This is a genomic window from Pseudomonas sp. QL9 (genome assembly GCF_041409665.1).
Taxonomy (GTDB): Bacteria; Pseudomonadota; Gammaproteobacteria; order Pseudomonadales; family Pseudomonadaceae; genus Pseudomonas; species Pseudomonas knackmussii.
In genome coordinates this window covers 1,270,011-1,289,817 of record NZ_CP166971.1, presented here as the reverse complement: position 1 = coordinate 1,289,817, position 19,807 = coordinate 1,270,011, and the positions used below count along the sequence as shown (strand labels likewise).

Annotated in this window: 17 protein-coding genes; 7 read left to right on the top strand and 10 right to left on the bottom strand. The window is 65.9% G+C overall.

From position 1 onward, the window contains the following. Positions 1-14 precede the first annotated feature (14 nt). The 4 genes from ACA097_RS06155 to ACA097_RS06140 all read right to left on the bottom strand — a co-directional run bounded on the left by ACA097_RS06155 (position 15) and on the right by ACA097_RS06140 (position 4,703). Positions 15-416 carry an META domain-containing protein gene (locus ACA097_RS06155; RefSeq protein WP_160286081.1) on the bottom strand — a complete coding sequence of 134 codons (402 nt, stop codon included), beginning with the start codon at positions 414-416 and terminating at the stop codon, positions 15-17. After that, the gene (locus tag ACA097_RS06150) at positions 413-853 is read right to left on the bottom strand and encodes a hypothetical protein (RefSeq protein ID WP_043250098.1); all 441 of its coding nucleotides are present in this window, start codon (positions 851-853) and stop codon (positions 413-415) included. The genes ACA097_RS06155 and ACA097_RS06150 overlap by 4 nt, the downstream gene beginning before the upstream one ends. A gap of 80 nt (positions 854-933) precedes the next feature. Then, on the bottom strand, positions 934-1,923 hold the full coding sequence (locus tag ACA097_RS06145) for a 2-hydroxyacid dehydrogenase (RefSeq protein WP_371369138.1): 990 nt from the start codon (positions 1,921-1,923) through the stop codon (positions 934-936). Between the two features lie 8 nt (positions 1,924-1,931). Beyond that, a complete protein-coding gene (locus tag ACA097_RS06140) occupies positions 1,932-4,703 on the bottom strand; it encodes a response regulator (protein WP_371369136.1) in 2,772 nt (923 codons plus the stop codon). A 145-nt stretch (positions 4,704-4,848) separates the two neighbouring features. On the opposite strand from ACA097_RS06140, the gene ACA097_RS06135 reads away from it, so the two are divergent. The 6 genes from ACA097_RS06135 to mazG all read left to right on the top strand — a co-directional run bounded on the left by ACA097_RS06135 (position 4,849) and on the right by mazG (position 12,576). Beyond that, the gene (locus tag ACA097_RS06135) at positions 4,849-5,556 is read left to right on the top strand and encodes a response regulator transcription factor (protein WP_043250102.1); all 708 of its coding nucleotides are present in this window, start codon (positions 4,849-4,851) and stop codon (positions 5,554-5,556) included. A 6-nt stretch (positions 5,557-5,562) separates the two neighbouring features. Then, the gene (locus ACA097_RS06130) at positions 5,563-6,915 is read left to right on the top strand and encodes a histidine kinase sensor domain-containing protein (protein WP_371369133.1); all 1,353 of its coding nucleotides are present in this window, start codon (positions 5,563-5,565) and stop codon (positions 6,913-6,915) included. A gap of 219 nt (positions 6,916-7,134) precedes the next feature. After that, entirely contained in the window at positions 7,135-8,034 is a 900-nt protein-coding gene (cysM, locus tag ACA097_RS06125; protein WP_043250106.1) for a cysteine synthase CysM, read from the top strand. 2 nt (positions 8,035-8,036) lie between these two features. Then, complete coding sequence (gene rlmD / locus ACA097_RS06120; protein ID WP_371369131.1) at positions 8,037-9,401, top strand: 23S rRNA (uracil(1939)-C(5))-methyltransferase RlmD; 1,365 nt, start codon at positions 8,037-8,039, stop codon at positions 9,399-9,401. 90 nt (positions 9,402-9,491) lie between these two features. Then, the gene (gene relA / locus ACA097_RS06115) at positions 9,492-11,750 is read left to right on the top strand and encodes a GTP diphosphokinase (RefSeq protein ID WP_043250111.1); all 2,259 of its coding nucleotides are present in this window, start codon (positions 9,492-9,494) and stop codon (positions 11,748-11,750) included. Further along, positions 11,743-12,576 carry a nucleoside triphosphate pyrophosphohydrolase gene (gene mazG, locus ACA097_RS06110; RefSeq protein ID WP_043250113.1) on the top strand — a complete coding sequence of 278 codons (834 nt, stop codon included), beginning with the start codon at positions 11,743-11,745 and terminating at the stop codon, positions 12,574-12,576. The genes relA and mazG overlap by 8 nt, the downstream gene beginning before the upstream one ends. Before the next feature lie 109 nt (positions 12,577-12,685). Here mazG and ACA097_RS06105 read toward each other — a convergent pair whose 3' ends face one another. After that, the gene (locus tag ACA097_RS06105) at positions 12,686-13,618 is read right to left on the bottom strand and encodes an aspartyl/asparaginyl beta-hydroxylase domain-containing protein (RefSeq protein WP_371369129.1); all 933 of its coding nucleotides are present in this window, start codon (positions 13,616-13,618) and stop codon (positions 12,686-12,688) included. Positions 13,619-13,780: 162 nt separating this feature from the next. On the opposite strand from ACA097_RS06105, the gene ACA097_RS06100 reads away from it, so the two are divergent. Then, positions 13,781-14,320 (top strand): DUF2058 domain-containing protein, encoded by a 540-nt coding sequence (locus tag ACA097_RS06100; RefSeq protein ID WP_043250119.1) that lies wholly within the window; start codon positions 13,781-13,783, stop codon positions 14,318-14,320. A 53-nt stretch (positions 14,321-14,373) separates the two neighbouring features. Here the strand turns inward: ACA097_RS06100 and ACA097_RS06095 are convergent. The 5 genes from ACA097_RS06095 to purM form a co-directional block, all read right to left on the bottom strand. Then, positions 14,374-15,596, bottom strand: a protein-coding gene (locus ACA097_RS06095) for an IS3 family transposase (protein ID WP_160285487.1) whose coding sequence is annotated in 2 segments (ribosomal slippage) — positions 14,374-15,245 and positions 15,245-15,596 — 1,224 coding nt in all. Because the reading frame shifts where the segments join, the coding sequence is not laid out codon by codon here. 158 nt (positions 15,597-15,754) lie between these two features. After that, positions 15,755-17,176 (bottom strand): IS1182 family transposase, encoded by a 1,422-nt coding sequence (locus tag ACA097_RS06090; RefSeq protein WP_371366310.1) that lies wholly within the window; start codon positions 17,174-17,176, stop codon positions 15,755-15,757. Between the two features lie 109 nt (positions 17,177-17,285). Then, on the bottom strand, positions 17,286-18,002 hold the full coding sequence (locus ACA097_RS06085; RefSeq protein WP_043250121.1) for a DUF3108 domain-containing protein: 717 nt from the start codon (positions 18,000-18,002) through the stop codon (positions 17,286-17,288). Between the two features lie 10 nt (positions 18,003-18,012). Next, a complete protein-coding gene (gene purN / locus ACA097_RS06080; protein ID WP_371369126.1) occupies positions 18,013-18,663 on the bottom strand; it encodes a phosphoribosylglycinamide formyltransferase in 651 nt (216 codons plus the stop codon). Further along, complete coding sequence (gene purM, locus ACA097_RS06075; protein WP_371369124.1) at positions 18,663-19,724, bottom strand: phosphoribosylformylglycinamidine cyclo-ligase; 1,062 nt, start codon at positions 19,722-19,724, stop codon at positions 18,663-18,665. Before purM ends, purN begins: the two co-directional genes overlap by 1 nt. Positions 19,725-19,807 lie beyond the last annotated feature (83 nt).

Sequence of the window (19,807 nt, the reverse complement as noted above, 5' to 3'; positions counted from 1 at the left end):
CCGTGAAAAGCGGCTCAGTCCACCGGCCACATGCGGATGGCGCGGCCGGTTTCCGGCCACAGGCGCAGTTCGCCTTTCTCGGTGATGTCCCAGCGCTGCACGCTGCCGAGCAGCTTGAGGAAGCGCTGTTCCTGCTCCATCACCGCCGGCGCGCACGCGCGCATGGTGCTGCCGGGCTGGCCGAAGGTCAGCTTGTCGCCTTCCATACGGTAGGTGGCGAACCAGTGGTTGCAACCGGCGTTGCCGAAGGCGCGGCCCTCGCCATCGAAGGTCATGCTGACGTGGCTATGGCCGACCAGCGGGCGCGGACCGACCCATTCGACGCGGTATTCCTGGTCGCTTTCCGGTTGCGTCGGATGCGCGGCGCAGCCGGCGAGCAGCAGGCCGCCGATTCCCAGCGCGAGCAATGCCTTCATGGCTGCACCTTGTTCTGGCAAGAGGGGCAGAGGTGGCGGTCGCCGGTCACCGTCCAACCCAGCTCGGCAATGCGCGCGGTGGCGGCGGGGGCCTGGGCGGCCTTGCCGAGCGAGTCGTCGACGGCGAATTCGAAGTCGAGCATGCTGCCGCAGCCGTCGCATTTCACCTGCCAGTTGAGGATCGACAGCTGGTTGAACACCGGGCCCTTGGCTACGGCGGTCCATTGGCCGGGCGGGTTGATCAGGTGGCGGACCTTCTCGACGGTCAGGGTCATGCTGAGGTCGCGGCTGCCCTTGAGGGTGACCAGCAGGGAGTCGCCGTTCTGGATCGAACCACCGTTGCCGGTGACCTGGTAGAGGCCCGGGCCGAGTGCCCGGCACTCGTTGAGCGTGTGTTGCGGGTTGAGCAGGTTGTAGCGGAAATCGTGTTGAGCCATGGGTCCTCCCTTGAGGCCCGTATGGTACGGGATATCGGGATCGGCGCGGGGATTCGGGGCGACTTCGGCGACCCCCGGTATCAGGGGTCGACCTGGTTGATGCAGTTACCTTTGCTCCAGGCGATGACGTTGTCCAGCGTGGTCGAGGCGATGGCCGCCAGCGCCTCGCGGGTGAGGAACGCCTGGTGCGCGGTGATGATGACGTTGGGGAAGGTCAGCAGGCGCGCCAGCACGTCGTCCTGCAGCGGCAGGTCGGAGCGGTCGGCGAAGAAGATTTCTGCTTCCTCCTCGTAGACGTCCAGGCCGAGGTAGCCGAGCTGGCCGCTCTTGAGCGCTTCGATCAGCGCCGGCGTATCGACCAGCGCGCCGCGCCCGGTGTTGATCAGCATCGCGCCGCGCTTCATGTCCTGCAGGCTCTGCTCGTTGATCAGGTGTCGCGTGGCGTCGTTGAGCGGGCAGTGCAGGCTGACGATGTCCGCTTCGGCAAGCAGTTGCTCGAGCTTGACGAACTTTCCGCCCATGGCCTCGATGGCCGGGTTCGGATAGGGATCGTAGGCCAGCAGGCGGCAGCCGAAGCCGCCCATGATCCGGGCGAATACCTGGCCGATCTGGCCGCTGCCGATCACCCCGACGGTCTTGCCGTGCAGATCGAAACCAGTCAGCCCGTGCAGCGAGAAGTCGCCCTCGCGGGTGCGGTTGTAGGCGCGGTGCAGGTGCCGGCAGAGCGCCAGGACCAGGCCCACGGCGTGTTCGGCGACCGCATGCGGCGAGTACGCCGGTACCCGCACCACGGTCAGCCCCAGGCTGCGGGCAGCGGCCAGGTCCACGTGGTTGTAGCCGGCCGAGCGCAAGGCGATCAGCCGCGTGCCGCCGGAGGCCAGGTGTTCGAGCACCGGGCGGTCGAGCACGTCGTTGACGAATGGGCAGACCACCTCGAAGCCCATGGCCAGGGCGACCGTATCCTCGCGCAGCTGGGTGGGCTGGAAGTGCAGCTCCAGGCCGCGCTCGTGGTTGGCGGCGAGGAAGCTGTCGCGATCGTAGTTCTGGCTGCTGAACAGGATGATGCGCATAGCCGACCTCAATCGGAGTCGTGGGGCAGGCGCTGCCCGGTGTGGCTCTCGGTGGCGCGAGCCAGTTCGCCGATCGCCTGGTCGAGCTCATCCAGCGCCTGCTGGCCCTGTGGATCGTTCTGCTTGAGCAGGGTCTCGGCACGCTGGCAGGCGGCGCGCAGCTGCGGCACGCCGCAATAGCGGGTGGCGCCGTGCAGGCGGTGGACGCGCTCGATCAGGGTGACGCGGTCATTGCGCTCGCGTGCCAGGCGGATCGCCTGGCGGTCGGCGCCGAGCGATGCGAGCAGCATCGCCAGCATGTCGGCGGCGAGGTCGGCCTTGCCGGCGGCCAGGCGCAGGCCTTCGTCGGCGTCGAGCACGCTCAGCCCGTTCACCGTCGATTGATCGCCACCGCCGGATGCGCCGCGCTCGTTCAGGGCGATGCCGGTCCACTTGAGCACCACCTGGGCCAGCTGGCGCTCGTCGATGGGCTTGGTCAGGTAGTCGTCCATGCCGCCCTGCAGCAGGGCGCGCTTCTCGTTGGCCAGCGCGTGCGCGGTGAGCGCCACGATCGGCACCGGCTCGACCTCGCGCTGGTGCTCCCAGCGGCGGATCGCCTCGGTGGCCTGGCGGCCGTCCATGCCGGGCATCTGCACGTCCATGAAGACCATGTCGAAGCGTTCGCGCTGCACGGCTTCCACCGCCGCCAGGCCGCTGTCGACGGCGACCACCTGGGCGCCCAGGTCGCCGAGCAGGGTCTGCACCAGCAAGAGGTTGGCTGGGTTGTCGTCGACGCAGAGCAGGCGCGGCGTCTGGCGTTCGTTCGGCTGCGTGGGTTTGTCCTTGCGTGCCGGTCGCAGATGCAGCAGTTCGCTCAGCGCCGTGTGCAGCTTGCGCGTGCAGGCCGGTTTGCTCTGCACCTGTCCATCCGGCAGCACGGCGTTGTACTGCGACTGTTCGATGGTCGGGCAGAGCAGCAGGCTCTTGCAGCCTTGCTGCTCGAACTCGCGGATGGTCTGGCGCAGCGCTTCCGGTGGGTTGGCCTGCAGGCTGACACTGAGCACCGCCAGCTGGATTGGCCGCTGGTTGGCCTCGGGCTGTGCGAGGGCCGCTTGCAGCGCCTGCAGGTCGTCGAACTCGCAGACTTCCAGGCCGCAGTCCTCCAGTTGGTGGTGCAGGGCCGCGCGGGTCAGCTCGTGGGGTTCGCAGAGCGCCACGCGGTGGCCGCTGTGGGGCGCAGGGAGGAGGTCGTCGCTGTCGCTGCGGGCCTTGGGCAGGGTCAGGCTGATCCAGAATTCCGAGCCGTCGCCGGAACTGCTGTCGACGCCGATCTCGCCGCCCATCTGCTCGACCAGTCGCTTGGAAATCACCAGGCCCAGGCCGGTGCCGCCGGTCTGCCGCGACAGCGAGTTATCGGCCTGGCTGAAAGCCTGGAAGAGGGCGCGCAGGTCGGCGTTGGTCAGGCCGATGCCGGTGTCGCGCACGCTGATGCGCAGCTGCACGCTGTCCTCGTTCTCGTCCTCGAGCATGGCGCGCACGGCGATGCTGCCTTCGTGGGTGAACTTGATCGCGTTGCTCACCAGGTTGGTCAGCACCTGCTTCAGGCGCAGCGGATCGCCGATCAGGTTCAGCGGGGTGTCGCGGTAGATCAGGCTGACCAGCTCCAACTGCTTCTCGTGGGCGGCCGGGGCGAGGATGGTCAGGGTGTCCTGGATCAGTTCGCGCAGGTTGAACGGGATGTGCTCGAGGATCAGCTTGCCGGCCTCGATCTTCGAGAAGTCGAGGATCTCGCTAATGATCCCCAGCAGGCTTTCGGCGGACTTCTGGATGGTGCCCAGGTAGTCCTGCTGGCGCGAGGTCAGCTCGCTTTTCTGCAGCAGGTTGGTGAAGCCGATGATGCCGTTGAGCGGGGTGCGGATCTCGTGGCTCATGTTCGCCAGGAACTCGGACTTGATGCGGCTGGCCTCCAGGGCCTCCTTGCGCGCCAGGTCCAGCTCGATGTTCTGGATCTCGATGGTTTCCAGGTTCTGGCGGACGTCCTCGGTGGCCTGGTCGATGTTGTGCTGCATCTCTTCCTGGGCGCTCTGCAGCGCTTCGGCCATGCGGTTGATGCCCGCGGCGAGTTCGTCGAGCTCGTGGCTGCCCAGGGCCGGCAGGCGCGTTTCCAGGCGACCTTCCTTGAGCTGCGCGACGCCCTGGGCGATCTCCCGCAGCGGCGCGCTGATGGCCCGGCTCATGCGCAGGGCGAGGAGGGCGGTGACCACCAGGCCGGTGAGCACCAGCAGCAGGCTGGTGAACAGGCTGCGATAGCCGCGCAGCAGGGTGCCGTGGTGCGACAGCTCCAGCTCGACCCAGCCGAGCAGACGGTCGGCGTCTTCTTCCGGCGCGCCGGAAAGGCTGCGATGGCGGCCGAGCACCGGCAGCAGGAAGTGCGTGGTGTCCAGGCTGCTGGTCATGCTCAGGTGGCTGCCGTCGCCACTCGGCGCCGGGGTGAGGATGCTCGGCCCGGCGTGGGCCAGGCGCGCGCGGTCGGGGGTGAGGAAGGTCACGGCGCGCACATCGGGCTGATCGAGCGCGTCGTTGGCAATACGCTGCAGCAGCGCGGCATCGTTGTGCACCAGTGCCGGGGCAGAGAGCGGCGCGAGTTGCTCCGCGATCAGTTGGCCGCGTTCGATCAGCTGGGCGCGCATGTCCGACAGCTGAACCCAGGTGAAGTAGCCGCCGAGCACCAGTGTGAGAAGACTGGTGGGCAACAGGGTGAGCATCAGCACCCGCCCCTTGATGCCGAGATCCTTGAACACGCGCGTCCTCCCTAGCTGAATATCGGGGCAGTGTAGCGGGTTGATCGGTGGGAATCTCGATCACGGCGCTCCGCCGGGTGAGCCGATTTGCCTCGCGCCGGGATTGTCGTGAATACTTGGCGTTCGCAAATACGTCTTATTTGGCATGAATCCGAATCCCTCCCCACCGCCGCGCCTTCTCGCCATCGAGGATGATCCGGTGCTCGGCGCCCATCTGCAGAGCCACCTGCGCCAGCGTGGATTCGCCGTCGATTGGTGCGCCGATGGCCAGCAGGGGCTGGAGCAGGCCCTGCTCGAACCCTTCGACCTGATCCTGCTGGACGTCATGCTGCCCGGCTGCAGCGGCCTCGACGCGCTGCGGCGGTTGCGCAGCGAGCAGAGCGTGCCGGTGATCCTGATGTCGGCCCTGGGCGCCGAACAGGACCGCATTGCCGGGTTCTCGCAGGGCGCCGACGACTACCTGCCCAAGCCCTTCAGCCTGGCCGAGCTGAACGTACGCATCGACGCCATCCTGCGGCGCGTCGCCCTGGAGCGCGGCAGCCAGCGCCAGCCTCTGGCGGTCGCCGAGCTGGAACTCTGCGAGGAGCCATGCGAGGTGCGTTTGCTGGGGCGCAGCGCCAGTCTCACGGCCAGCGAGTACCGGCTGCTCGAGTTGTTCCTCGGCAGCGTCGACGAGACGTTGAGCAAGCCCTTCCTCTATCAGCACGTGCTGCACCGTGGCTACACCGCCCACGACCGCAGCCTGGACATGCACGTCAGCCACCTGCGGCGCAAACTGCTGGCGCTCGGCTACGACCGGCACCAGCTGCGCGCGGTCTGGGGCAAGGGCTACGTGCTGGCGTCGGTGGACTAGCCGCTGATGCGTCCGATCCTGCCCGGGCGGCACTCCCTGTTCTGGCGCCTGGCCGTGCCGGTGGTGCTGCTGTGCCTGGCGCTGATCTGGCTGTCCTGGACCCTGGGGCGGCAGGTCGAGCGCAACGCCTATAACCTCAGCGAGGAGGCACGGCAGGTACTCGTTGGCTATTCCGCCGAACTGGAGCGTGCCTGGCGCAGCGATGGTGCCGAGGGTGTGGATAGCTGGCTGGCGCGCATGCGCGCCAGCGAGGAAACCTGGATGGTGGCGGTCGACGGACGTCTGCAGAGCCTGGGCACGCAGCCCTTGAGCCTGGAAGAGGCGAGTCGCCTGACCTTCCAGCGCGGCCTGGATTGGCCGGTCAGCCCGCGCAGTCGAGGGTTGCCCTATATAGGTGTGCCTTTCCCTGATCGCCCGGTCGATGGGCGCCTGGTGCTGCAACTGCCGGCGCGTTTCCAACCGGCTGGCTATCCGCTGTCGCGCCGCCTGCTGACTCACGGCCTGGTGCCCGCCGCCCTGGCGCTGCTGCTGTGCGTGCTGCTCTATCGGCAACTGATCCACCCGCTGGCGCGTCTGCGCGAGCAGGCGAATGCACTCTGCGCCGATGAGCTGGACAGCCGCGCCGGACGCGGCGTCAGCGAGCGCCGCGACGAGTTGGGTGAGCTGGGACGGGCTTTCGATCACATGGCGCGGCGGCTGAGCGGTCACGTGGCGTTCCAGCGCCAGTTGCTGCGCGACCTGTCCCACGAACTGCGCACGCCGCTCAGCCGGCTGCGCGTGGCCGCCGAGTGCGACCTCTCGGAGGAGGCGCTGCGTCAGCGGCTGGAGCGTGATGTCGAAGTCATGCAGCGCCTGGTGGAAACCACCCTCGACCTGGCCTGGATGGATACCGAGCGGCCGCGCCTGGTGATGGAGGACATCGCCGTGCTGCCGTTGTGGGAGCTATTGGTGGAAGACGCCTGCTTCGAGTCCGGCTGGGACGCGGCGCGCTTCCAGTGCGAGCTGCCGGAAGACTGCCGCGTGCACGGTCATCTCAATGGCCTGGCCCAGGCGCTGGAAAACTTGCTGCGCAACGCCATCCGCCATTCGCCTGAAGAGGGCAGCATCCGTTTGCTCGGGTGGCATGAGGGAGAGCACTGGCATCTGTGCCTGGCCGACCAGGGGCCGGGCGTTCCCGAGGAGGCCCTCGAACGCATCTTCCGGCCGTTCACCCGCCTGTCCGCTGCGCGCTCCGGCGAAGGTTTCGGCCTTGGCCTGAGCATCGCGCGCAGCGCTATCCGTCTGCAGGGCGGCGAGCTTTGGGCCGAGCGCGGCGATCCCGGTCTGCATATGCACCTGCGCTTGCGCAAGGCGCAGTAAGCGGCCTGACGCTGACGGGCCTTTCGTTCGGCGCCGAGATGAATTCTTACAGATGGATCTGCAGGGCTTTTCTGCGTCAGGGCCTGGCTGTGTGGTGCGCGTGACAGGCCGCGTGCAGGCCATTCAGCCGTCCGGAAACGCCTCCGTGATATGGCTGCGGCCGGTTTACCGGTATCATGGCTCGTTATTCAGCCTGCCTTGCGGATGACGAGCGATTCCATGACCGTGCAGTACCCCACCATCGCCGACTGCGTCGGCAATACGCCGCTGGTGCGCCTGCAGCGCCTGCCCGGAGAGACCACCAACACCCTGCTGGTGAAGCTTGAGGGCAACAACCCCGCCGGCTCCGTGAAAGACCGCCCGGCGCTGTCGATGATTACCCGTGCTGAACTGCGCGGTGACATCCAGCCCGGCGACACCCTGATCGAAGCGACCTCCGGCAACACCGGCATCGCCCTGGCCATGGCCGCGGCGATCAAGGGCTACCGGATGATCCTGATCATGCCGGACAACTCCACCGCCGAGCGCAAGGCCGCCATGACCGCCTACGGTGCCGAACTGATCCTGGTGACCAAGGAGCAGGGCATGGAAGGCGCCCGCGACCTCGCCGACCAGATGCAGCGCGAAGGCAAGGGCAAGGTCCTCGACCAGTTCGCCAACGGCGACAACCCCGAAGCCCACTACCGCGGCACCGGCCCGGAAATCTGGCGCCAGACCGGCGGCGAGATCACCCATTTCGTCAGCTCCATGGGCACCACCGGCACCATCATGGGCGTGTCGCGCTACCTCAAGGAGCAGAAGCCCGAGGTACAGATCGTCGGCCTGCAGCCGATGGAAGGCTCGGCCATCCCCGGCATCCGCCGCTGGCCGCAGGAATACCTGCCGAAGATCTATGACTCGACCCGCGTGGACCGCGTGGTGGACATGCACCAGAGCGAGGCCGAAGACGTCATGCGCCGCCTGGCCCGCGAAGAAGGCATCTTCTGCGGCGTGTCCTCCGGCGGTGCGGTGGCAGCCATGCTGCGCCTGTCGCGCGAGCTGGAAAACGCCGTGATGGTGGCGATCATCTGCGACCGCGGCGACCGTTATCTGTCCTCCGGCATCTTCGACGCCGACTGACCATGGCCAAGCAGAGAGGCGGACTTCGTTTCCAGCCCAGCGGCGGTGCGCGCTCCAGTGGCGTGCCGGTGGGCAAGAAGCAACGTCTGCAGATTGAACGCCTGGCCCATGACGGCCGGGGCATCGCCCATCTTGAAGGGCGCACCTGGTTCGTCGCCGGCGCGCTGCCGGGCGAAGCTGTGGAAGCGCGCGTCCTGGCGGCGCGCAGCCAGGTCGTCGACGCACGCACCGAGCGTGTGCTGAACGCCGCCGAAATGCGTCGACAAGCGCCCTGTCCGGTCGCTGGCCAGTGTGGCGGCTGTACCTTGCAGCACCTGCCGCATGCCGATCAGCTGGCGCTCAAGCAACGCACCCTGGCCGAGCAACTGCAACGCTTCGGCGATATCGTCCCCGACGAGTGGGCGGCGCCGCTGGTCGGTCCGGAATTCGGCTACCGCCGCCGCGCCCGCATTGCCGTGCGCTGGGACCTCAAGGCCAAGCGCCTGGAGGTAGGTTTCCGTGCTGCCGCGAGCCAAGCGATCGTCGCCTTCGACGACTGCCTGGTGCTGGTGCCTCCGTTGCAGGTCCTGGCCCGCGAGCTGCCCGAACTGCTGCAGGGCTTCGCCAAGCCGCAGGCGATCGGCCACGTCGAACTCTTCCACGGCACTGCCAGTGCTTTGCTGCTGCGGCATACCGAACCACTGCCGGCCGGCGACCTCGAACGCCTGCAGGCGTTCTGTTCGGCACGGGATGTGCAGCTCTGGCTGCAGGGCGACGGAGAACCGTCGCCGGCAGACGGTGCCGGGCAGCTTGGCTATCGTCTGGAGTCCTGGGGTCTGACCCTGGCCTATCGCCCCGGCGATTTCGTCCAGGTCAACGAGCCGGTCAACCTGGCAATGGTCGAGCAGGCACTGGACTGGCTGGCCCCCGCACCGACGGAACGGGTGCTAGACCTGTTCTGTGGCCTGGGCAATTTCGCCCTGCCGCTGGCGCGGCGTGCCGCCGAAGTGGTGGGTGTGGAAGGCGTCGACAGCATGGTTGCGCGGGCCACGGCCAACGCCCGGGCCAACGGCCTGGACAATGCCGCGTTCCACCAGGCGGACCTGGCGAAGCCGCTGAACGAGGCGTCCTGGTACACCGGGAACGCCAAACAAGGATTCCCCGCCGTACTGCTCGACCCGCCGCGCGATGGCGCGTTCGAGGCAGTGCGCGGGATGCGCGACCTGGGCGCCCGGCGGATACTGTACGTATCCTGCAACCCGGCGACCCTGGCGCGCGACGCCGGCGAACTGGCCCGTCAGGGCTATCGCCTGAAGCGTGCCGGAATCCTCGACATGTTCCCGCAGACGGCGCATGTGGAGGCGATGGCTCTGTTCGAGGCGGGCTAGGAAAGCCCGCGCAATCCGACCGGCCCGCGCTAAGAAGGCCGGCGCAGTAGAGCGGGGCGCCCTGGCGCTCCGTGGGGAAGGGTAGAGAAGATGGTACAGGTGAGAGCGCACCAGCCGGTCAACACGGACGGCAGTATCAACCTCGAGGCTTGGCTGGACCACGTCCAGACCCTGGTCCCGGTGCTGGATCGAAAGGTCCTGCTGGAAGCCTGCGAGTTCGCCCGGGCGGCCGAGAACAAGGCGGCCAGCCAGGTCGACACCGCGTGGGCGGAGGGCACCTCCAGCTTCCAGACGGGCCTGGAAATCGCCGAGATCCTGGCTGACCTCAAGCTCGACCAGGAGTCCCTGGTCGCCGCGGTCATCTACCGTGGCGTGCGCGAGGGCAAGATCAAGCTGGAAGAAGTGCAGCAGCGCTTCGGTTCGGTGGTGGCCAAGCTGATCGAAGGCGTGCTGCGCATGGCGGCGATCAGCACCAGCTTGAACCCGCGGCAGTCGCTGGTGCTCGGCACCCAGGCGCAGATCGAAAACCTGCGCAAGATGCTGGTGGCCATGGTCGACGACGTACGCGTCGCGCTGATCAAGCTGGCCGAACGCACCTGTGCCATTCGTGCGGTGAAGAACGCCGACGAAGAGAAGCGCATGCGCGTCGCCCGTGAGGTCTTCGACATCTATGCACCGCTTGCCCATCGCCTGGGCATCGGCCACATCAAGTGGGAGCTGGAAGACCTTTCCTTCCGCTACCTCGAACCCGACCAATACAAACAGATCGCCAAGCTGCTGCACGAGCGCCGGCTGGACCGCGAGCAGTACATCGCCACCGTGATGCAGCAGCTCAAGGACGCACTGGCCGCCACCGGCATCAAGGCCGACCTGTCCGGCCGCGCCAAGCACATCTATTCGATCTGGCGGAAGATGCAGCGCAAGGGCCTGGACTTCAGCCAGATCTACGACGTCCGCGCCGTGCGCGTGCTGGTCCCGGAGATGCGCGACTGCTACACCGCGCTGGGCATCGTGCACACCCTCTGGCGGCACATTCCCAAGGAATTCGACGACTACATCGCCAACCCCAAGGAAAACGGCTATCGCTCGCTGCACACCGCGGTGATCGGCCCCGAGGGCAAGGTGCTGGAAGTGCAGATCCGCACCCACTCGATGCACGAAGAGGCCGAGCTGGGCGTCTGCGCGCACTGGCGCTACAAGGGCACCGACGTCAAATCCGGCTCCAACCACTACGAAGAGAAGATCTCCTGGCTGCGTCAGGTCCTCGAGTGGCACGAGGAACTGGGCGACATCGGCGGCCTGGCCGAACAGCTGCGCGTGGATATCGAGCCTGACCGCGTCTACGTGTTCACCCCCGACGGCCACGCCATCGACCTGCCCAAGGGCTCCACGCCGCTGGACTTCGCCTACCGCGTGCACACCGAGGTCGGGCACAACTGCCGTGGCGCGAAGATCAACGGGCGCATCGTCCCGCTGAACTACAGCCTGCAGACCGGCGAGCAGGTCGAGATCATCACCGGCAAGCACAGCGGCCCGAGCCGCGACTGGCTGAACCAGAACCTCGGCTACGTCACCACCTCGCGGGCGCGGGCGAAGATCGTCCACTGGTTCAAGCTGCAGGCGCGCGACCAGAACGTCGCCGCCGGCAAAACCATGCTCGAGCGCGAACTCGGGCGCCTGGCGCTGCCGCCGGTGGACTTCGAGAAGCTGGCCGAGAAGGCCAACTACAAGACCGGCGAGGACCTCTTCGCTGCCCTCGGCGCCGGCGACCTGCGGCTGGCCCATGTGGTCGGTTATGCACAGGCGCTGGTGGAACCGGAGCGCGGCAACGAGCAGCTCGAACTCATCCCGCGCAAGCCGAGTCGCATTGGCCACGGCAAGCGCGGCGACATCCAGATCCAGGGCGTGGGCAACCTGCTGACGCAGATGGCCGGCTGCTGCCAGCCGCTGCCGGGCGATCCCATCGTCGGCTACATCACCCTCGGCCGTGGCGTCACCATCCACCGCCAGGACTGCGCCACCGTGCTGCAACTGGGTAGCCGTGAACCCGAACGGATGATCCAGGTCAGCTGGGGGCCGGTGCCGGTACAGACCTACCCGGTGGACATCGTCATCCGCGCCTACGACCGTTCCGGCCTGCTGCGCGACGTCTCCCAGGTGCTGCTCAACGAGCGCATCAACGTGCTGGCGGTGAACACCCGCTCGGACAAGGAAGACAACACCGCGGTCATGCGCCTGACCATCGAGATTCCGGGCCTGGACTCCCTGGGCCGCCTGCTGGCGCGGATCTCGCAGCTGCCGAACATCATCGAAGCGCGGCGCGACCGCGCGGGCGGCAAGGATGTATAAGCTCGACGACCTGCTGCACCTCATGGCCCGGCTGCGCGACCCGCAGCACGGTTGCCCGTGGGACCTCAAGCAGAGCTACGCGACCATAGTCCCCTACACCCTCGAAGAGGCCTACGAAGTTGCCGATGCCATCGAGCGCGGCGACTTCGGCCATCTGCGCGAGGAGCTCGGCGATCTGCTGTTCCAGGTGGTCTATTACAGCCAGCTGGCCCGCGAGGAGCAGCGTTTCGCCTTCGATGAAGTGGTCCACGGCATCACCGCCAAGCTGGTCCGCCGCCATCCCCACGTCTTCCCCGACGGCGACCTTTACGGCGAGCCCGACCCGGCGAAGCTGGAGGAGGCCGCGGTCAAGCAGCGCTGGGAAGAGCTCAAGGCCGAAGAGCGCGCCGCCAAGGCCGCCGAGCCGGTGCAGCTGTCGCTGCTGGACGACGTGCCCACCGCGCTGCCGGCGCTGAGTCGCGCGGCCAAACTGCAGAAGCGCGCGGCCCAGGTCGGCTTCGACTGGCCTGAAGCGTTGCCGGTCGTGGACAAGTTGCGCGAAGAGCTGGACGAGGTGCTCGAAGCCATGGCCGACGGCGATGCCGAAGCCCAGGCGGATGAAGTCGGCGACCTGCTGTTCGCGGCGGTCAACCTGGCGCGTCACCTGAAGGTCGATCCGGAAACCGCCCTGCGCGCAGCAAATGCCAAGTTCGAGCGCCGCTTCCGCTATATCGAGACGGCGCTGCGGGACCAGGGCCGCAAGCCCGAGGACTGCAGCCTGGAAGAGCTGGACGCGATCTGGGGCGAGGCCAAGCGCGAAGAGAAGAATCCGCTGGGCTGCGGCTAGACAGCGCTCGCACCCATGAAAAAGCCCCGCAACCGCGGGGCTTTTTCATGGGTGTAGGAGCGGACCTTGTCCGCGATCGCGGATGAAATCCGCTCCTACAAAGTGCGGATCAGCCGAACATCCAGCGCAGCAACAGCACCAGCAGCCCCACGGCGAGGATGGGGCGGGCGATGCGGTAAGCCTTGGGATAGCGGCGCTTGAAGACCTTCACCCTGCTGCCGACGACATTGCCGACGCGGATCAGCACCGAATAGGCCTGGTTGATGCCGCCAACGCGCTCGCCCTCGACGTTCTGCGGTGCCGTGGCGCGGCCGAGGAAGGCGCTGACGCGGCGGTTGATGCGGGTCAGCAGCGAGGATTTGAGCGGTCGCTCAATGTCGCAGAACAGGATCAGGCGCGATTCTTCGGTCTCGTTCTTCACCCAGTGGACGAAGGTCTCGTCGAACATCACGTCCTCGCCATCGCGCCAGGCGTAGGGCTGGCCGTCGACGAAGATGCGGCAGTGGTCGGAGTTCGGCGTGGCCAGGCCCAGGTGGTAGCGCAGCGAGCCGGCGTAGGGGTCGCGGTGCTTGTTCAGGTGGCTGTTCGGCGGCAGGCGGGTGAACATCGCGCCCTTCACGTTGGGGATGCGGCTGACCAGCTCGACGGTCTGCGGGCAGAGTTTCTGTGCCGAGGGCAGGGGGCCGTCGTACCAGGTCAGGTAGAAGCGGGTCCAGCCCTTCTTGAAGAAGGAGCCAAAGCCGGCTTCGTTGTTGTTCAGCGCGTCGCGGATGTAACCCTCGTCGAACAGCTGCATGGCCTCGTCGCGGATCGTCTGCCAGTTGTCGCGCAGGGCGTCCAGCTCGGGGAATCGTTCGCGGTCCAGATACGGCTTGGAGGGCACGCTGGAGTTCAGGTACATCAGCGAGTTGTACGGAGCGAACCACGCGGAATGGTTGACCAGCTGACGCAGGAACGGCAAGCGCACGCGGCCGCGCAAATGCACGTACAGCGTGGCGGCAACGAATACAGCAAGGATCGCGAGAACGATGATCTTGAGCATGGGATGGCGAGTCCGCCCTGGGTGGCTGATAATCGGCCGGGCACTTGCGCTGTGCCGGCACAGGCCCGAGGATTATACGCACAGTGCATACCGTCTCGGAATTTTCCGATGTGTCAGAATGACATGGCCTACAGGCGTGTCACCGGAGAGAGTCGTTAGCGAATGAGCATGTCATTGCGTGACCAGCTGCTGAAAGCCGGGCTGGTCAACGAGAAGCAGGCCAAGCAGGCCGGCAAGCAGAAGCAGAAACAGCAGCGCCTGGAGCACAAGAACCAGGTGGAGAAGGACGATAGCCAGCGCCAGGCGGCCCTGCAGGCGCAAGCCGAGAAGCAGGCGCGCGACCAGGAGCTCAATCGTCAGCAGCAGGAAAAGGCCGACAAGAAGGCCAAGGCTGCGCAGATCAAGCAACTGATCGAAGGCACCCGCCTGCCCAAGCTGGAAGGCGACGACTACTACAACTTCGTCGACGCCAAGAAGGTCAAGCGCATCACGGTGAACAACCTCATCCGCGACAAGCTCAGCCGCGGCAGCCTGGCCATTGTCAGCTACGACGGCCGCTACGAGATCGTTCCGCGCGATGCCGCACTGCGCATCCAGGAGCGCGACGAGCGTCGTATCGTGCTGCTCAACGAGCCGAGCGGGGAGCCGGATGAGGACGATCCGTACAAGGATTACGTGGTGCCTGACGACCTCATGTGGTGAGTACGTGTCTAGTCCTGAAATAGGTTTACACCTCTCAGGCCATGCTCCAGACCTCAGAACGCCCGATGCACCGCATCGGGCGTTTTGTATTTCAGGGCCAGGTGAGGGCGCTCGCGGTTATAGATGTCGACGGCTTCACGCACCATGCGGCGCGCCTGCGCGAGGTCGGCGGGAGGATGCTCCAGCAACTCGTTCTTCAGGATGCCGTTGACGCGCTCAGCCAGCGCATTCTGGTAACAGTCGTAGCCGTCGGTCATCGAGCAGATTGCTCCGTGCTGCGCGTGCAGGCGTTGGTAAAGCCCCGAGCAGTACTGAATTCCTCGGTCGGAGTGATGCACCAGGGGTTCCTGCGTCGTGCGGCGCCGCAGGGCCTGGCTGTAGGCATGGGCCACCGACTCGGCGTGCAGGCTGTCGTGGACGTGATGGCCGACGATCTTGCGCGAATAGGCGTCGGTGACCAGGCTCAGGTACAGCGGGCCGCTCTGGCTGGGCAGATAGGTGATGTCGGCAACCCAGACGCGCTCCGGCGCATCGGGCAAGACCTGTTGCGGCCCTGGCTTGAGCAGATTGGGATGGCGATGGAACCGGTGAAAACTGTGGGTGGTCTTGTGGTACGCCCGCTTGGGTCGAACCAGCAGGCGGTGCTCGGCCAGCACCCGGAACAGGCGATCGCGCCCAACTCGCAACGCGGCTTCCGCTTGCTGCTGCAACAGATAATGCAGCTTGCGTGCTCCCAGGCGCGGCTGACGCATCCGCACCTGCCGCACGAACTGGGCGATCTGTCGATCCTGCTGGCTGCGCTGATCCGCCGCCCGGTTGCGCTGGTAGTACGCCTGGCGGCTGATGCCCATGAACTGGCAAGCCCTGCTAACACTCAGCGCTTGGACTTGCCTTTGCGTGAGGACTTGCCGGGACGCTTTTTTACGATCGAAACGCCGTAGTCATTCTCCAGCACATTCACCACGGCCTCGAAGAACTGCGCCTTCTGGCTCATCACCTCAAGCTGCTGCTCGAGTTCCTTGATGCGTTGTTCCGGGGTCAACGGCAATTTCGGGGTATTCATATCCGGGCTCCGAGCCTTTCGAAGGGAGGCGCCCTGGTTCCAGTCCTGCCGGCCATGCTTGCGTAACCACACCAGCACCGTCGAGCGGCCCTGGATGCCATAGCGGGCCTGAGCCTCCTTGTAGCTCATTTCCCCTTTTTCGACCTGGTCGACCACCGCCAGTTTAAAAGCCAGCGTGTAATCACGCTGGCTGCGACGAACACCTTCTGCCATCGGGGGCTCTCCTGAAATAAGGGCGAAGGTGTAAACCTTATTCAGGACGGGACAACGGCAAAGAAAAAGCCGGGCGATTCAGGCCGTGTGAAAACACGCTGTGAGCAAGGCAAAACAAACGCCCCGACTGGTTCGGGGCGTTTGTTTTTTTGGAGGGATCAGCCCATCAACTCGATCAGGCGACGCGCGCCGAGTACCTGAATCGCGCGTTTGAGGTTGTAGGCCTGCACGGCCAGGGCCATTTCCGTACTGGCGCCCGCTAACTGCCGCAGCAGGAAGCGGCCGTTGCCGAATATCCACTGTTTCAGGTTACCGAAGGGGTGTTCGACGATCGCCCGGCGCTTGGCCATCATCTCCGGCCGGGCCTTCAGGCGTTGCTGCATGCGCTCGAACGCTGACTCATGGGTATGACGGCTGAGATGACGACGCTGGCTATTCGTGCAACGCGCCTTCAAAGGGCAAGCGCGGCAGTCGCCGGCGATCGCATAAAGCCTCTCTGTGCCTCGTACCTGTTTGAGCGGGAGCCACTGGCCTGCCGGGCACTGATAGCGGTCATGATCCACGTCGTAGGTAAAGGCGCTGCGATCGAACAGCGCCGTGCCGTTGCCATGATTGTTAACGCCGCGATTCGGCGGCACATACGCGCTGATGCCTGCATCCTCGCACGCCTGGAATTGCTCGCCATTGGAGTAGCCGGCGTCCGCCGTGACCGTCAGTTGCGCCTGTTCCAGCACGGCTTGAGCGGCTTCCGCCATCGGCTGCAACTGGCGAGTGTCATTGCCATCCTGGGTCACCTCGTGGTGCAGCACCAAGCAATGCTTGTCATCGACGGCACTCTGCACGTTGTAGGCGACCCGCGCGCCCTGGTGAGTTCGCATCAACTGGGCATCGGGCTCGCCGATCACGAACTGCTCGAGCCCCTGGGCCTGCATCAGTACCTGGCAGGTCAGGTTGTCCGCGTGTTGAGCCTGCAACTGCTCCAGCGCAGTCTTCACGGCACACCGGTCGCCCCCATCGCCCGCTTCGGCGCGGTCGGCTTCATCCAGGTCGCTCAGATAGCGGGCTATCTCGGCCTCCAGCTTGGCTTGCTGACGCTTGAGCCGCGCCAGGCTCAGGTGCTTGCGCCGTGAAGCCACCGCCTGGAATTTGCTGCCATCGATGGCCACCAACTGACCACCGAGCAACCCGACCTGGCGGCAGAACTGCACGAAAGCACGACAGGTCGCCTGAAACGCCGAACCATTGTCCTTGCGGAAGTCGGCAATGGTCTTGAAGTCCGGCGACAGGCGACCCAGCAGCCACATCACTTCGACATTGCGCTGGCATTCGGCTTCCAGTCGGCGCGAGGAGCGAATTCGCTGGAAGTAGCCATACAGGTACAGCTTGAGCAAGTCGGCCGGATCATAGGCCGGGCGCCCCGTCCGGCTCGCCTGCGCCTTGCTGAAGCCCAGCCGCTGCAAATCCAACCGCGCCACGTAGGCCTCGATCACGCGGACCAGATGTTCTTCGGGAACCAACTCATCCAGCGACACTGGAAACAAGCTGCCCTGATCACGCCCTTCACCGCGGATATAGCCCATGAACGACAATGCCCGTATCGATCGATACGGGCATTGTCTTTGGCTTGTGCTCAGACGGCTAGGTTTTCACACAGTCTGGATTGCCCGGCTTTTTTCATTGCGGTCGGTCTTATGACCCTTTGACCTGCTTACCGTCGACCGTGCCGTCCTTCAGCATGATCTGGTATTCCTTGCCGTCGGTTTCCTGTTGATACAGGCGCACCAGCAGGTAGTCCCAGTCCTTGGCGAACCAGAGGATGGTCTTGCGGTTGCTCTTGGTCGGATCGCGTACGCGCTCGACCTTGATGGCGGCGATCTGGCCAGCCTGGGTGGCGACCTTCTCTTCGCCGAGCACGCGGAAGTCGTAGGTATCGCTGTCGGTACCCTCGATCACCTGGTAGCTCATGCTCTTCTTGCCGAGGGCGACGTCGTGCTGCAGGGCGAGCTGGTAGGTGGACTTGTCCAGTTGGCCGCGATTCAGCGGTACGTGCACTTGATCGCCGCGATCGCTGCCCAGGACCTGCTTTTGCGCCCAGTTGAACTCGAGGTCGGTGGACTTGTTCTTGCCCAGCCCTTCGCGCGACCAGTGATAGGTCTGCGGCAGGAAGGTGTCGCCTTCGACCTTGAAGGTGCTGTTCTCCTTCAGGCTGGCGAGCAGCATGGAGGCCTGGAAGTCGAGCTTCCACGCACCGCCATCGGTCTTGCTCAGGCTGCGGGACGCAGTGCCGCTCAGGGGCATCTGTTTCCAGTCCGCGGTGTAGCTGGCCTCGAACGGCTTGAGCTGGTACGAGGCGGCGTACGCCGGCAGCGTCAGCAGGGCCATCAGGAACAGCAGGACTCTACGCATCACGAATCTCCTAGGTTCGGAACGGGTGGCCGGTGGCCGGCAACGCCTGGCCATCCAGCATGGCGCCTTGCTCGCCCAGGCGCAAACGGCCTTCGGCGAACCAGCGCATGGCCAGCGGGTAGATCAGGTGCTCCTGCACGTGGACCCGCGCGGCCAGCGATTCCGGCGTGTCGTCGGACTGTACCGGGATTGCCGCTTGTACGACCAGAGGGCCACCATCAAGTTCCTCGGTGACGAAGTGCACCGAGCAGCCATGCTCGGTGTCACCGGCCTCCAGCGCGCGCTGGTGGGTGTGCAGCCCCTTGTACTTGGGCAGCAGGGAGGGATGGATGTTGATCAGGCGGCCGTGGTAGTGGCGGACGAAGCCGGGGCTGAGGATGCGCATGAAGCCCGCGAGCACCACCAGATCGGGGGCGTGGGCATCGATGCGGCGGATCAGTTCGGCATCAAAGGCTTCGCGGTCGGCGAAGCCCTTGTGGTCTAGCACTTCGGTGGCGATGCCGGCGTCGGCGGCGCGTTGCAGGCCGTAGGCATCCGCGCGGTTGGAAACCACCGCGCGGATCACCGCCGGCGTGTGGCCGGCGGCGAGGCTGTCGATCAGTGCTTGCAGGTTGCTGCCGGAGCCGGAGATCAGCACCACGACATTGCAAGGACGGGACATCAGTGGCCTTTCAGGTTGTTCAGCGCCACGCGCTCGGCGTCTGCGGCGCAGGCGTCGATACGGCCGATGACCCAGGGCTGTTCGCCGGAAGCGCGCAGGGAGTTCAGGGTGGCTTCAACCTGGTCCTGAGCGACGCAGATGACCATGCCCACGCCGCAGTTCAGCACGCGGTGCATCTCGTGCTCGTCGACGTTGCCTTTCTCCTGCAGCCAGTCGAAGACCGCCGGACGCTGCCAGCTGGCGACGTCGATCACGGCCTGGGCGTTGTCCGGCAGGACGCGCGGGATGTTGTCCAGCAGACCGCCGCCGGTGATGTGCGCCATGGCCTTGACCGCACCGGTCTCCTTGATCAGCTTGAGCAGCGGCTTGACGTAGATGCGGGTCGGCGCCATCAGCAGGTCGGCGAGCGGCTTGCCGTCGAGCTGGGTGGCTTCGATGTCGGCACCGGCGACTTCGATGATCTTGCGGATCAGCGAGTAGCCGTTGGAGTGCGGACCGGAAGAGGGCAGGGCGATCAGGGCGTCGCCGGCGACCACTTTCGAGCCGTCGATGATCTCGGCCTTCTCGACCACGCCGACGCAGAAGCCGGCCAGGTCGTAGTCTTCGCCTTCGTACATGCCCGGCATTTCGGCGGTTTCGCCGCCGACCAGCGAGCAGCCTGCCAGTTCGCAGCCGGCGCCGATGCCGGTCACCACGGTGGCGGCGACGTCGACATTGAGCTTGCCGGTGGCGTAGTAGTCGAGGAAGAACAGCGGCTCTGCACCGCAGACCACCAGGTCGTTGACGCACATGGCGACCAGGTCCTGGCCGATGCTGTCGTGCTTGTTCAGGTTCAGCGCCAGGCGCAGTTTGGTGCCGACGCCGTCGGTACCGGAAACCAGTACCGGCTGCTTGTAGCCGGCCGGGATCTCGCAGAGCGCGCCGAAGCCGCCCAGGCCGCCCATGACTTCAGGACGCGCGGTGCGCTTGGCGACGCCTTTGATGCGTTCGACGAGGGCTTCGCCAGCGTCGATGTCCACACCGGCGTCTTTGTAGCTCAACGAAGGTTGCTTGCTGCTCATGTATCCAGGCCTGTAGAGAGGAGTGATTCGTCTGCAGGCCGCGGCGCAAAAGATGCGTGGCGGCCTCGCGGGAGGCGCGGGAT